Origin of the sequence: Clostridium estertheticum (genome assembly GCF_011065935.2) — a bacterium.
Classification (GTDB): domain Bacteria; phylum Bacillota; class Clostridia; order Clostridiales; family Clostridiaceae; genus Clostridium_AD; species Clostridium_AD estertheticum_A.
This window is the reverse complement of record NZ_JAAMNH020000001.1, coordinates 4,734,369-4,749,907: the sequence shown is the minus strand read 5'-3', so window position 1 is coordinate 4,749,907 and position 15,539 is coordinate 4,734,369. Positions and strand designations below refer to the sequence as shown.

The following is a 15,539-nucleotide window of genomic DNA, read 5'->3' as shown; positions in this document are numbered from 1 at the left end:
TTTAAGAAATTGATTTTTAAACACTCATTTAACAATTAATTATAGCATTAATTTAGAATTTATAGGAATAATACCAAAACTTTTGTTATAATAGTGAAGGGGATAAGCAAAGTGCTTATGTGCCACAATATGCATTGGAGGAATATATATGAATAGTGAATTAGAATTTGCCCAAAATCTTATTGATTTTATTTATGATAGTCCAACAGCTTTTCATGCTGTAGCAAAGGCTAAAGAAGATTTATGCAGTGAAGGCTTTGTGGAAATTAAAGAAGAAGAAAAGTGGAACCTTGTAAAAGGCGGAAAATATTTTGTGACTAAAAATGATTCTGCGATAACTGCTTTTGTAGTTGGACGTGGAGAAATCGAAGAAACTGGCTTTAAAATTATTGGAGCGCATACAGATTCACCTAGCTTTAGAATTAAGCCCGCACCAGAAATGATAGTAGACAATACATATGTAAGGTTAAACACAGAGGTTTATGGTGGACCAATATTAAATACTTGGATGGATAGACCACTAGCTATAGCTGGAAGGGTAACTTTAAGAAGTGAAAATATTCTATATCCAGAAACAAGGCTGGTGAATATTAACAAGCCAATAATGATAATTCCAAATTTAGCTATCCATATGAATAGGGATATAAATACTGGAATTGAACTAAATAAACAAAAGGATACGCTGCCGCTACTGGCAATGGTGAGTGAAGAATTAGAAAAAAATAATTATCTTATGAGTGCCATTGCAAGTGAATTATCTGTAGAAAATAAACAAATTATAGATTTTGATTTATTTCTTTATGAATATGAAAAGGGATCAATTATAGGGTTAAATAATGAATTTATTTCAAGTTCAAGATTAGATGATCTCGCCATGGTACATGCAGGTATAAGAGCACTAGCTAAAGTGCCGGCTGTAGAGGCAACAAATGTAATGGTTTGCTTTGATAACGAAGAAGTTGGGAGTGCAACTAAGCAGGGCGCTGACTCAAATATGTTAGTTGACATCTTAGAGCGAATTACAATATCACAGGGTAAAAATCGAGAGGATTTTTTAAGAGCTATTTCTAAATCCTTTATAATATCTGCAGATAATGCACATGCTGTTCATCCTAACAGTCCTGAAAAGAATGACCCAACAAATAAGCCTTATATTAATAAAGGTCCAGTTATAAAAATTAGTGCTAGTCAAAGCTACACTACTGATAGTAACTCTGATGCAGTTTATGAATTAGTTTGCGAAAAAGCAGGGGTGCCAGTACAAAAATTTGTAAATCGTTCTGATGCCCGTGGAGGTTCAACTATAGGACCAATATCTTCAACTCATTTAAATATACGCTCAGTGGATATGGGAAGTCCAACTCTAGCTATGCATTCTATAAGAGAACTAGGTGGAGTAACAGATCATACTTATGTTACAAGATCCTTCCAAGAATTTTATAAAATTTAGTAGGAAAATAAGAAAAAGAACTCACAATGATTTATTGTGAGTTCTTTTTCTTATTTTTACTAATAATTAATCGGTTAGTTGGAGATAATAATTTAAGTTAGTCCTAAATATTTATAAACATAATTAGCAAAAAAGTGTTGAAGGGGTGGTTATAGTGCTGCAAATTACATTAGGGGCAATAGCCGTAATAGGTGTTTTAATTTACTTAGTGGTAAGGAAAAATCTGAATTATTACCGAGAAGAAAATTTACTAAAGGATATTCCAACCATAAATGTAAATAGAGAGGATTTAGAAAAACATGCCTCTGAAATAGCACGTCATTACTCTGATATCAGGAATACTAATTGCAAGAAAAAGCTTATTAGTAATTTAGATAGAAGCTATGAAAAGATATTAAATGGCTACGAAAACATATATAAGGAAGGAAGAAATAAAAGAGTTGTAGTACCTGCGGCAGAATGGCTTTTGGATAATCTTTACTTGGTAGAAAAGGAGTATAAGAGTATAAAACATAATATGCCTAAAACATATTATAATGACCTACCAGTCATATATAAAGGAGTTATGAAGGGATATCCAAGGGTTTATCATATTGCTATTGAAATAGTATCCCACACTGATGGTAGAATTGATGAAAGTATTATTGCAAACTTTATTAGGGCTTATCAAAAGAATACCTTACTTACCAGTGGTGAACTATGGGCTATTCCTATTATGCTACGAATAGCATTAATTCAAAATATTAGTAAGATAACTGAGAAAATTGGTAAAGCAGAGGGGGATAAAAAAGAAGCGGAACTGGTTGCAGAGCGATTAATTAATAGTTTCAATGAAGGTAAAATTGCAAATGCGGTATCTATATTAAATAGTGAAAAGCTTACATTTAATTCTCATTTTACAGAAAGATTATTGAAACTACTCAGGGATAATGGCATTGATTCAAAAGAAATTTATGGGTTTATAGATGAAAGGCTTTCCGCACTTGAAACAAGTTCAGAAAAAATCATTTCCTTAGAGCATCAAATAGAGGCTAATTTTGAAATATCTATGGGTAATTCTATTAATAGCATAAGAGTCATTGAAGGTTTGAATTGGAAAAAATATTTCGAAAAACTAAGTTCTGTAGAAAGTATCTTAAGGGAGGATCCAGCTTGTATTTATGGGGAGATGGATTTTAAGTCAAGAGATAATTATAGGCATGAAATAGAAAAGATACACAAACATACAAAGCTTCCTGAATCCTATATAGCAAAAAAACTTATTGAATGTTGCAAACAAAGTGGGGCATCAGAAACCAATACCTATAAACAACACGTTGGGTATTATTTGGTAGATGAAGGAATCAATGAATTGAAGGAAAAAATAGGATACAAGAATACAGGTATAGGCTGGTTTGAAAATATTACTAAAAAGAATAGAGAAAATTTATATATAGGTACTATTATTGCATTCACAATGTTAATAATATGTATATTTATTGTATTTAGTCTATTGTATGATAAGGATATAACATTATGGAGATATGTTATAGCTATAATTGTGATATTAGTGCCTTGTAGCGAAATAGCAATATCAATTCTCAACTGGAGTGTAAGTGTTTTAATTTCGCCATCTTTTATTCCTAAAATGGATTTTAAAGAAGTGATACCAGAGAGATATAGTACAGTTGTAGTAATCCCAACCTTACTCAATAATCCTTCTAGGGTAGAAGAGTTAATAGGTGACTTAGAAATATACTATTTAGCCAATTCCCAAAATAATTTGTATTTTGCACTACTTGGAGATTTTAAGGACAGTGCCACGGAGGAAGAAGAAGGCGATAAAGTAGTAGTGAGTAAAGGGCTCTTAGCCATAGAAGAACTAAATAAAAAGTATTGTAAAAAAGGGAAAGAAATATTTTTCTTCTTAAATAGATTAAGGCAGTACAATAAAAGTGAAAATAAGTGGATAGGTTGGGAAAGAAAACGTGGAAAGCTTATGGAGTTTAATGAGTTTCTTCGAGGTAGTGAAAATACCAGTTACAATGTAATTAGTAACAATGCAGAGACGCTTAGGTCTGTTAAATATGTTATTACCTTAGATGCAGATACAAAGCTTCCAAGGGACTCTGCTAAGAAATTAATAGGTGCTATGGCGCATCCACTAAATAATGCTGTTATAAATTATAGTAAAAAAAATGTGAGCAGAGGCTATGGGCTTATGCAACCAAGGATTGGAGTTTCAATTCTTAGCGCAAATAAAACACTGTTTTCAAAGATTTTTTCTGGTGAAACGGGCATAGATATGTATACTACCGCTGTGTCTGATGTATATCAGGATTTATTTGGAGAAGGGATTTTTACTGGAAAAGGAATTTACGATGTAGATATTTTTAATTATATGTTAAAAGATGAGATACCTGAAAATACTGTTTTAAGCCACGATTTATTAGAGGGTGCATATGTTAGAACTGCTTTAGTAACGGATGTGGAGTTTATAGATGGATACCCAGCTTATTACAACTCTAGCTGCATGAGGCTACATAGGTGGACTAGAGGAGACTGGCAATTATTACCTTGGCTTAAAAGTACTTCACCTTTAAATAAAATGTCTAAATGGAAAATATTAGATAACCTGAGGAGAAGCTTACTCGCTCCCGCCATTACAATTTTGCTTATACTTACTTTAGGAGGGATATTGCCTGATGGCACGGATAAATGGTTTATTACAGCTTTTGTTGCGATTTTAGCACCTGTACTATTTGATGTAACAGAAGCTGTAGTATCTCCTGCTATTGGTATAAGTTTATCAGGCAAAATTCAAAATAGTAAGATGGGTATAGAACAGGTGTTTTTGATTTTTTGCTTTATACCTTTTCAAGCATACTTGATGCTAGATGCCATAATTAGAACTTTATATAGGTTGATTATTAGCAAGAAGAATTTATTAGAGTGGCAGACGGCAGCAGACGTGGAGGTGAAACTTGGAAAAAGATTTAAAAATTTTATATCTTTTATGTGGATGGGTAGTGCAGTTTCACTTTTGATTTTATTTCTAGCATTTAATAGTGGGGTAAGCATTGGTATCCTTAGTATACCTTCCTGTACCATATGGCTATTAAGTCCTTTATTTGCCTATTTTATAAGTAAAGATAAAGTGCTTGAAACCTTTGAAATAAAGGAAGAAGAAATGATATTTTTAAGGAAAATAAGTAGAAAAACCTGGGCTTACTTCCAAGATTATATTAACGACGAAAACAATTGGCTTGGACCTGATAATTATCAAGAAGACCCGCCTAATGGAGTAGCACATAGAACTTCTCCAACGGATTTGGGTATGGGCCTTACCGCGAATATAGTTGCCTATGATCTAGGATATATAGGAATCATAGACACTGTTAGTAGAATAGGCAAAATTATGACTTCCATGGAAGATATGGCTACTTACAAAGGTCATTTTTATAATTGGTATGACACTAAAACTAAAACACCGCTTTATCCAAGATACGTATCCACTGTGGATAGTGGGAATTTAGTTGGTTACCTGTGGGTGGTATCACAGGCACTGGAGGATTATTTATGTGTTCCAATATTTAACCACATGCAAGCTCGAGGCCTGCGGGACACCCTGAGGCTAGCTAGTAAGGAAATAGAAGAAGCCACAGGAACAAAGGAATTATATCAGGTCGCCATAGGAGACATAAACAATGATAGAATAGATTTTAAATCCTGGGAAAATATGCTTGTGAACTTATCTGTTAAGATTAAAGAAACAGAAAAAATTGAAGCATATAAAGGACTATATTGGAATAAAAAGCTTAAAGAGGATATAGAAGGATTTTTAGAGGAAATAAATGAATTTTTTCCTTGGTTTCATATTACCTTGGAAGAAAACATTGATTTAGAGATTAGTGATTCTTTAAGGAACTTGTTAGAAAACACAGCTTTAAATGCTATTCCAAAAAAAATAAGTAAAATATTAAATATGTTAAATGCTAAGCCTACTAGTGATGAATATCTAAAAAAATTGAAAATATCCTTACAAAATACAAAAGAGAAATCTCAAATGATTATTAGTAGCATTGAGAACTTGAAACAAAGACTGAACTTTATGGCTGAAGCTACAGATTTCAAAATGGTATATGACAAAGATAGGGAATTGTTTAGTATTGGATATGACGTAGAGAATGATAATTTAGGTAAGAGTTATTATGATTTATTAGCATCTGAATCAAGGCAGGCTAGCTTTGTTGCCATAGCAAAAGGAGATGTTCCTAAGAAACATTGGTTTGTGCTTGGTAGATCCATGACTCTTATGGGGAAGGGTAAGGGATTAGTTTCTTGGAGTGGAACTATGTTTGAATACCTGATGCCCCTACTTATAATGAAAAATTATAAGGGAACAATGCTAGATGAAACTTATAAAGCTGTAATTCAGGCACAAAAGAAATATTGTGATGATAAAGGAGTGCCTTTTGGAATCTCTGAATCTGCATTTTATAATTTCGATGTGAATTTAAATTATCAATATAAGGCATTTGGTATAGCTGGAGTAGGCTTAAAGCGAGGACTTGCAAATGAATTGGTTATTTCACCATATTCTACAGTGATGGCACTTCAAACTGATTTTAGAGGTGCTTATGATAATCTTCGTAGACTTGCAAGTGAAGGCTTAGAGGGAACTTATGGCTTTTATGAAGCGGCAGATTATACTAAAAATAGAATACCTAGTGAAGAATCTAAAGCTATTATTAAGTGTTTTATGATTCATCATGAAGGAATGAGCTTAATGGCAATAGATAATGTATTATTAAACAATATACTTCAAAAAAGATTTCATAGCCTACCAAAGGTTAAAGCTACGGAATTATTGCTTCAAGAAAAAATATCTAAAAGGGTTGTATATGATAGAGAACATAAATTTAATGTATCAGGGACTACTATGGGAAAACAAAAGATTATAGTTAGAAAATATACTACAGCAAAAACAGAATCGCCAGAAACTCATTTAATTTCTAATGGAAGCTATTCCTTAATGATTTCTAATAGTGGGTCAGGGTATGCTTCAAGAGATAGAACTATGATTTATAGATGGAAGGAAGATGTGACAAAAGATAATACAGGCATGTTCGTGTATATCAAAGACGTGGATGAGAATGAATACTTTAGTGCGGCTTATGAACCTTGTAAAAGTGAAGGGGATAGTTATGAAGTAACCTTTGCCTTAGACAAAGCTGAATTTACAAGGGGCGATAATAATATTACTACTCGCATGGAAATTACTGTGTCTACAGAGGATGACTCAGAGGTAAGAAGATTATCCATTACAAATCATGGTACTAAGAGTAAAAGTTTAGAAATAACTAGCTATTTAGAAGTAACTCTAGCTCATTATGATGCAGATATAGTGCATCCAGCCTTTGGAAATCTATTCGTGAAAACAGAATATGTAGATAATCCTAGCTGTATCCTGGCAACTAGAAGGCCAAGAGCTAAGGGTGAGCTGCAACCTTGGCTTATGCAAACTGTTGCAACGTTTGGAGCTACCATAGGGACTGTTCAATATGAGACTAGCAGAGAAAATTTCATAGGCCGTGGTGAAAATATAATACATCCTAGAGCCATGAAAAGAGACTCACTTTTGACTAATACTGTGGGGGCAGTGCTCGATCCTATAGTGTGTTTAAGAAGAAGAGTTAAGGTGAAACCAGGTGAAACTTGTATTGTAGCCTTCACTACAGCAATAGCCAATAGTAAAGCAGAGGTACTGAGTTTAGCAAAAAAATATAGTGAACTTCACAATGTAAATAGAGTATTTGACCTAGCTTGGAGTCAAACTCAGGTAGACATGAAATATTTAGGTATAAAATCAACCCAAGCAAATTTGTACCAAGTAATGGCTTCTAAAATTTTGTTTTTAAATTCTACTTTTAAAGAACGAGGAGAATATATAAAAAAGGTAAAGACTGGTCAATCCACTCTTTGGGGATATGGTATTTCAGGAGATTTACCTATAATGTTGCTTATAGCAAGGGAGAGTAAAGATAGAGACTTAGCGCGCCAACTTGTAAATGCACATGAATACTTGGGCCTTAAAGGACTAAGAGTTGATTTGGTAATAATAAATCTTCAAAAGACCTCCTATGATCAACCGTTACAAGCTGATATTAAAAATTTGGTGGGTAGTAGTCACTTAAGAGATAAAGAAAATAAACCAGGGGGACTCTTTATACTTAATAACGCAACTATAAGGGAGGAAGATATAGATCTTTTTATAGCTATAGCTAGAATAGTGATAGATTCCTCCAAGGGGATGTTAGTATCTCAAATTAGAAATAACAACAAGAAATTAGAAAAACAACCATTTTTGAAAAAGACAGAAAATAAGTTTACTTTTAAACCTCACAAGTTTGATATTAAGCCATTAGAGTATTTCAATGACTTAGGAGGTTTTGATACAGAAAATGAAAATTACACCATTCTACTTAAAGATTTTAATAATACACCAGCACCTTGGATAAATGTAATTTCAAATGGTGATTTTGGGTTCCACGTGTCAGAATCTGGATCAGCTTATACTTGGCAGGGTAATAGTCGGGAGAATAAAATTACTGCTTGGTCCAATGATTGGATAAGTGATGAACCATCAGAAGTTATATATTTGCGAGATGATATTCAGGGGAATGTGTGGAGTATTACACCTAAACCTATAAGGGATGCTGGAGAATACTTAATCCAGCACGGCTTTGGATATTCAACTTTTAAGCATGAGGCTTGTGGAATTATGGGCAGTGTAACAATGTTTGTGCCTAGGTCGCATAACCTTAAGCTGTGCAAAATAAAACTTGTGAATAATAGTGATATAGCTCGCGAACTAAGTATAACCTATTATGCAGAGATTGTAATGGGTGTTGTAAGAGAGCATACTGCTCAGCACATTGTTACTTATTTAAATGAAGAAAAGAAATATATATATGCTACAAATACTTATAGTCAAAATTTTGGTAAATTAAATGCTTTCTTAAAATTAGTTGGCGGTGAGAACCAAAGCTTTACTGGTGACCGAGGTGAGTTTCTAGGTAGAGGAGGAAGCGTAGAACAGCCACAGGCACTAAAGAGAGTGAGGCTTTCCAATAATGTAGGCGCTGGTTTAGACCCATGTCTAGCAGTAACGTCAAAAATCCATCTAGAGCCTAATATGGAGATAGAACTCGTAGCTATTCTAGGAGAAAATGAGGATTTAGAAAGTATTTCTAAAGCTATTGTGGAATTCGAAGATTTTGAAAGAGTGGACACTGAATTACAAAAGGTGAAGGATTATTGGGAGAAACTACTTCATACACTACAGGTTAAGACTCCAGATAAGAGTATGGATTTAATGCTTAATGGATGGCTAATGTATCAAACTATAGTGTGTAGACTATGGGCAAGAACTGCATTTTATCAATCCGGTGGAGCCTATGGATTTAGAGATCAGCTTCAGGATGTTATACCTGTGAGCTTACTCGAGCCCAGTATGACTAAAAAACAAATTCTACTTAGTGCTTCAAGACAATTTATTGAAGGTGATGTGCAACATTGGTGGCATCCAGTTGTAGATAGTGGAATAAGAACCAGATTCTCTGATGACTTATTGTGGTTGCCGTTTGTCACTATGGATTATATAAAAAATACAGGGGATTTTGATATTCTTGAGGAAAGTGCCCAGTATTTAATGGATACAACATTAGCGGAAGGTGAAGATGAAAGATATAGCATTTCAGGAAAGGCAGATTTTACAGGTAGTATATATGAGCATTGCACTAAGGCGATAGACAAAGCTCTTAAATTTGGTCCGCATAACATTCCATTAATGGGAAGTGGAGATTGGAATGATGGAATGAGCACCGTAGGCAACCAAGGAAAAGGTGAAAGTGTATGGCTAGGTTGGTTCTTATATAATATACTAGAGAAGTTCTCTGAGGCTTGTAGGTACAAAAAGGATGAGGGCAGACTTAAGAGATATGTGGAGATGCAAGAATATATAAGGATAAATCTAGAGGATAATGCGTGGGATGGTAATTGGTATAGGAGAGCATATTTCGATGATGGCAAAGCACTTGGTTCATCTGAAAATGAAGAGTGTAAGATAGATTCTTTAGCTCAATCCTGGGCAGTTATATCTGGAGCCGCAAATAGTGAAAGAGCAGCAGTGGCTATGAAGTCCTTAGAACAGTATTTAATAAAAGAGGATAGCGGAATGATCTTACTGTTAACTCCACCTTTTAGCAAATCTGCTTTGGAGCCAGGGTATATCAAAGGCTATGTACCTGGAGTTAGAGAAAATGGTGGTCAATATACACATGCTGCAACTTGGGTAATTCTTGCCTTTGCTAAACTTGGAAGTGGTAATAAAGCAACCAAGTTGTATAATATGATAAACCCTATTAATCATACAAAAACTTTATCTCAGTGTGAGAGATATAAAACTGAGCCTTACGTAATGACTGCAGATGTTTATGGAAAAGAGCCTCATACAGGACGCGGAGGGTGGAGTTGGTATACTGGAACCTCTGGATGGATGTATACCACTGGAATAGAAGCTATTTTAGGCTTTAAACTAAAAGAGGGAAAAGGATTTACAATTGAACCTTGCGTTCCAGAGGAGTGGTCACAATATGAGATTGTTTATAAAAAAGATAAATTTGAATATGTGATTGAGGTTAAACGTCAGGGAGATAAAGGTATTTGGCTTGATGGAAATTTATGTAGTGATGGGTTGGTTCCATTTATTGATGGAGTGCATAAAGTAGAGGTTATAATTTAAAAAAACGGATAACTTTTAAAAAAAGTTATCCGTTTTTATATTTTCATGTACCAGAAAAAGTTAATCTTCGTCTAAAAGTTCTTCGCCACCGTAATAGGTATAGTCAAATTCCACATTAGATATATTCATAGAAACTATAGGGTCAGTTACAGGATCTGGTAGCATAGTAGAATCTTTTTCAGAATAAGATCTTATATCTGATGGTTCTCTTTCATAGAAATCTCTTTGGTGAGGTGCATACATTTTCATTTCTTTTTTGCTCATATTCATAACTTCCTTCCTATATATTTATATAATATAGTGTTCCAAATAAGAGAGAAAAAAATGAAGGTAATATTAGTTAAATCATCACCTGCAATTCTAAATGAATATAATTAAGTAATTTAGATTAAAATATATTAGTAACTAAAAATTCACAATTTAATAGAGGAGAATCAAATAAAATGTAGAATATATATAGTTATAGTAGTTATCAATAAATAATTATTATAGATTAAACTGATTATAATTAGGGTTATAGTGATCTAAATTTAAAGGAGGAATAATAATGACTGAATTAAGACAAATTTACAAATGTGACATATGTGGTAATATAGTTGAAGTGGTTCATAATTCTGGTGGAACTTTAGTTTGTTGTGGAAAGCCTATGACACTTAAAGGTGAAAATACTCAGGATGCAGCAGTTGAAAAACATGTTCCTGTAGTAGAAAAAATAGAAGGTGGAATTAGAGTTGTAGTTGGAGCAGTTGAGCATCCAATGACAGAAGAACATCATATTGAATTTATTGAAGTACATACAGAAAATAAAGTGTACAGAAAATACTTAAAACCAGGTGAAAAACCAGTAGCAGAATTTAAATTAGATGAAGAAGTGTTATTCGCACGCGAATACTGTAATTTACATGGTCTTTGGAAAGCATAAAATTTAAATTGCTATTGACAATTTAAGTAAATAGGAATATTATAGTTAAAAGACATTTTAAAATTTTATAATGTTATAGTCATTGATGAGAAGTAAGTAAATTTAAAAACAGATTTTCAGAGAGTCGTAGATGTTGGAATTACGATAATCATGTTTAAATTGAATGGGTCTCTAAGACTTAGGATGAATTGCAGTAGTCCTCAACGTAAGCCTTACGTTATAAAGGTAGGATATCGTAGTGTATCTGTTTGAGTAGAAGCTCTAATATAGCTTCTAAGTATTAGGTGGTACCGTGTATATGCGCCCTATGGATTTATCCATAGGGCTTTTTTTAGATTACAGGACCTTTTAATACATTGAATATATGATTTTGATTCATTTATTTTATTATAGGAGATGATTTTTTTGGAAGACAATAAAAAAGTAATATTTAGTGGAATTAAACCTTCTGGTGACTTAACCCTGGGAAATTATTTAGGAGCTATAAAAAATTGGGTCAAATTACAAGAAGAATATGAATGCTATTTTTGTGTGGTTGATTTGCATGCCATTACAGTGAAACAAGAACCAAAGGATTTAAGAAAAAGAACCTTAGAAATATTAGCTATCTATATAGCTTCAGGTATTGATCCTGAGAAAAACACTCTATTTATTCAATCACATGTTCCCGCACATTGTGAAGCTAGTTGGCTTTTAACTTGTTCCACTTACATGGGAGAATTAAGCAGAATGACTCAATATAAAGATAAATCTAAAAATAGCGGAGAAAGTATAAGTGCAGGTTTATTTAACTATCCAGTGCTTATGGCAGCAGATATTTTATTGTATCAAACAGATTTAGTGCCTGTAGGAAAAGATCAACTTCAACATCTTGAAATTGCTAGAGATATAGGAGAAAGATTCAATAGAACGTATAGCGACACCTTTGTAATACCTGAACCTTATATACCTAAGGCAGGGGCTAAGATAATGGATCTGCAAGATCCAACTAAAAAAATGTCTAAATCAGAAGAAAATGTTAATGGTTACATTTTAATAATGGATCCACCAGAAGTTATAAGAAAGAAAGTAAATAGGGCAGTTACAGATAGTTTAGGGGTAGTTGTGTATAATGATGAGCAATTAGGTGTTAAGAACTTAATGACTATACTAACTACTATAACAGGTATGTCTACTGAAGAAATTGAAGAAAAATATGAAGGACTAGGTTATGCTCAATTTAAAAGTGATGTAGCAGAAGCAATAGTTGGGGAGCTTGAACCTATACAAAAGAAGATTGTGGAATATCTAGGTAACAAAACTTATTTAGAGGGGATTTATAAAAAAGGTTCTGAAAAGGCTAACTATGTTGCAAATAAGACACTAAGAAAAATGCAAAAGAAAATAGGATTTATACCGAGATAATATAGTCTGAAAATTCCTTCGTGACTTGCAAACGAGCTCTAAACAAGAAATTCAATTAAGAAATTCTAATCTTTTGCGAATATAAAATTCTCTAGCGCTCACACTCGCCGTCCTGGCTCGGGTTCGCTAGCCTGCCGTCCTGGCAGGCTTACGAGAATTTTATATTCGCAAAAGAAGAATTTCTAAATTGAATTTCAATTGTTTTTTCGCTTCTTATTGCAAGTTACTCCGGAAAATTCCATACTTAGTATTAATCTACTGTTTTAAATAGCTCTTCGGGTATTCTCTGGGGGGACATAACAATTATTAATTGTTATGAGGCCTGGAGGTATTACGAGGATTTAATATAAGCAAAAGAAGAATTTCAAAATCGAATTTAATAGGTTTATCGTTTCTTATTGCAATTTTCTTCGGAAAAATTGCATACTTATTATTTAGCTAATGTTATAAACAGTCATTGGGATGTTTATAAGGCTGCTTAGGTAACTTTGTAATGTAGTAAACTAAGAGTCTGTAAAACTCATTATATACTATCTATCAAACTCCCACATGCTATCGCCTTTGTGATTATAATTTATGTATTCACTTTGAATTTTTTTGACCCTAAAGCCAAAAATCTTTTAGCCGTCAGGCTGCGAATTTAACCTATCACTGCTTTGAAGATAAATATTCATAACTGTATGAACTTTCTACGTAATAACTTGCAATAATTCTCTAATATAAAATTCTCGTAAGTCCGACAGGGCACATAATAATAATAATAATAAATTTTTTTTTACCTCAGAGTAATACCCAGATAGCTGTTTAAAACAGTAGTTGAACAGTAAGTATGAAATTTCTCCGAAGTGACTTGCAATAAGAAGCGTAGAAACCATTGAATTTCTTAATGGAATTTCCGGTTTTAAGCTCTTTTGCAAGGCACGTAGGAGAAATTTTATACTTACTACTGGTTTAACCTTAAAGTCTGTTGTTTTTTTATTTATAAAGTACAAGCTTAGTTGACAGAAATGTTCATAAAAGCTAAAATCAATAGGTAGAGAATTTAGAAATGAAAAATTTTAGAATCACTTATTGTACATAGAGTGGTTGTAGGAATATATATTTATAGTATATATTAAAATACTTAAAGAAGGAGTTCGATAACCTTGCTGGATTACATAAAAGAGATTCAAAAGAGAAGAACATTTGCTATAATATCACACCCCGATGCGGGTAAAACTACATTGACAGAAAAGTTATTATTATATGGAGGAGCAATAAGGCTTGCAGGTTCAGTTAAAGCCAGAAAAGCTTCTAAGCATGCGGTTTCTGATTGGATGGAAATAGAAAAACAAAGAGGTATTTCTGTTACATCATCAGTTATGCAATTTAATTATAATGATTTTTGTATAAATATACTTGATACACCAGGTCATCAAGACTTTAGTGAGGATACTTATAGAACCCTTATGGCTGCAGATAGTGCAGTAATGATTATTGATGGTGCAAAAGGGGTAGAGGAACAAACAAGAAAGCTATTCCATGTATGTAGTATTAGAGAAATACCTATTTTTACCTTTATTAACAAGATGGATAGAGAGACTAGAGATATATTTGAACTTATGGATGAGATAGAAAATGAATTTGGAATCAAATCTTACCCAATGAATTGGCCTATAGGTTGTGGGGTGGATTTTAAAGGTGTTTACGATAGACGTACAAAGGAAATCATTGTTTTTGATGATGGAAAGCATGGCCAAATAGAAGCTAAAGAGACGAAAATTAAAGTTGATGATGAAAAGGCAATTGAACTTATTGGAGATGTACTATATGAAAAGCTTATGGAAGATATGGAGCTTTTAGATGTAGCAGGTGATGATTTTGATTTAGCAAAAGTAGCTACTGGGGAGCTTACACCGGTATTTTTTGGAAGTGCTTCAACTAATTTTGGGGTTGAACCCTTTTTAGATAACTTTTTACGATTAACTTCACCACCATTACCAAGAAATTCAAACATAGGTAAAATTGATGTTTTCAGTAAAGATTTTTCTGCCTTTGTATTTAAAATTCAAGCTAATATGAATAAAGCTCACAGGGATAGAATGGCTTTTATGAGGATTTGTTCTGGTCAGTTTGAAAAAGGTATGGATGTTTATCATGTACAAGGTGGTAATAAAATAAAATTAGCGCAACCTCAACAATTTTTAGCACAAGAGAGAGAAATAGTTGAGGCGGCTTATGCAGGAGATATTATTGGAGTTTTTGATCCAGGTATATTTAGCATAGGTGATACCATATGCGCGTCATCAAATAAATTTAAGTTCGAAGGAATACCAACTTTTGCACCAGAACATTTTGCAGCCGTTAGAACTGTTGACACCATGAAGAGAAAGCAATTTATAAAGGGTGTAACACAAATAGCTGAAGAAGGTGCAATCCAAGTATTTAAGCAACTTCATATAGGGATTGAACAAATCATAGTTGGGGTTGTAGGAGTGCTTCAGTTTGAAGTATTAGAATTCAGACTTAAAAATGAATATAATGTAGATATTAAGATGGATAGATTAGCATTTAAATATATAAGATGGATTGAAAATAGTTCTTTAGATAAAGAAGAGCTTAATTTGACTAGTGATACTAGAATAGTTAAAGACTTTAAGGATAGAGACCTACTACTGTTTCAAAGTGATTGGTCCATTAGTTGGGCAATAGAGCATAATAAAGGCTTGATTTTATCGGATGTTAGCAAAAATAACGACTAAAAAATAAAAGAAAAAAACTCTTGAAATAATTTCAAGAGTTTTTTTCCTTTATTTTTTATATGGTTTTTTTTCTGCTAGATAGAGCATCAATTATAAATACAATTGTAGCAATTAGTAGTAGGATATTAATTAAATTCCCACCTATGATGAAAAGTACTCCCATTAACCCGAATAATACTACAAATCCACCTAACCAACGTAAAAAAGGCATACATGTACCTCCATTTATCAAAATAA

The 15,539-nt window shown here is 33.1% G+C and carries 7 protein-coding genes; 5 read left to right on the top strand and 2 right to left on the bottom strand.

The genetic code is table 11. The features are described 5' to 3' along the window. The first annotated feature begins 148 nt into the window (after positions 1 to 148). Both G9F72_RS22580 and G9F72_RS22575 read left to right on the top strand, forming a co-directional pair. Positions 149 to 1,450 (top strand): M18 family aminopeptidase, encoded by a 1,302-nt coding sequence (locus G9F72_RS22580; RefSeq protein ID WP_164959076.1) that lies wholly within the window; start codon positions 149 to 151, stop codon positions 1,448 to 1,450. Between the two features lie 154 nt (positions 1,451 to 1,604). Next, positions 1,605 to 10,235 (top strand): GH36-type glycosyl hydrolase domain-containing protein, encoded by an 8,631-nt coding sequence (locus G9F72_RS22575; protein WP_318010964.1) that lies wholly within the window; start codon positions 1,605 to 1,607, stop codon positions 10,233 to 10,235. Between the two features lie 60 nt (positions 10,236 to 10,295). Here the strand turns inward: G9F72_RS22575 and G9F72_RS22570 are convergent, their stop codons facing one another. Beyond that, the gene (locus G9F72_RS22570; protein ID WP_164959074.1) at positions 10,296 to 10,499 is read right to left on the bottom strand and encodes a hypothetical protein; all 204 of its coding nucleotides are present in this window, start codon (positions 10,497 to 10,499) and stop codon (positions 10,296 to 10,298) included. A gap of 283 nt (positions 10,500 to 10,782) precedes the next feature. Here G9F72_RS22570 and G9F72_RS22565 point away from each other — a divergent pair, with 283 nt between their 5' ends. The 3 genes from G9F72_RS22565 (at position 10,783) to G9F72_RS22555 (ending at position 15,302) form a co-directional block, all read left to right on the top strand. After that, a complete protein-coding gene (locus G9F72_RS22565) occupies positions 10,783 to 11,157 on the top strand; it encodes a desulfoferrodoxin (RefSeq protein ID WP_164959073.1) in 375 nt (124 codons plus the stop codon). Positions 11,158 to 11,562: 405 nt separating this feature from the next. Continuing rightward, positions 11,563 to 12,561, top strand: coding sequence for a tryptophan--tRNA ligase (trpS, locus tag G9F72_RS22560; RefSeq protein ID WP_187356099.1), 999 nt, complete (start codon positions 11,563 to 11,565; stop codon positions 12,559 to 12,561). A 1,145-nt stretch (positions 12,562 to 13,706) separates the two neighbouring features. Further along, the gene (locus G9F72_RS22555; RefSeq protein WP_164959071.1) at positions 13,707 to 15,302 is read left to right on the top strand and encodes a peptide chain release factor 3; all 1,596 of its coding nucleotides are present in this window, start codon (positions 13,707 to 13,709) and stop codon (positions 15,300 to 15,302) included. Positions 15,303 to 15,357: 55 nt separating this feature from the next. Here the strand turns inward: G9F72_RS22555 and G9F72_RS22550 are convergent, their stop codons facing one another. After that, positions 15,358 to 15,513, bottom strand: coding sequence for a hypothetical protein (locus G9F72_RS22550; protein ID WP_164959070.1), 156 nt, complete (start codon positions 15,511 to 15,513; stop codon positions 15,358 to 15,360). Positions 15,514 to 15,539 lie beyond the last annotated feature (26 nt).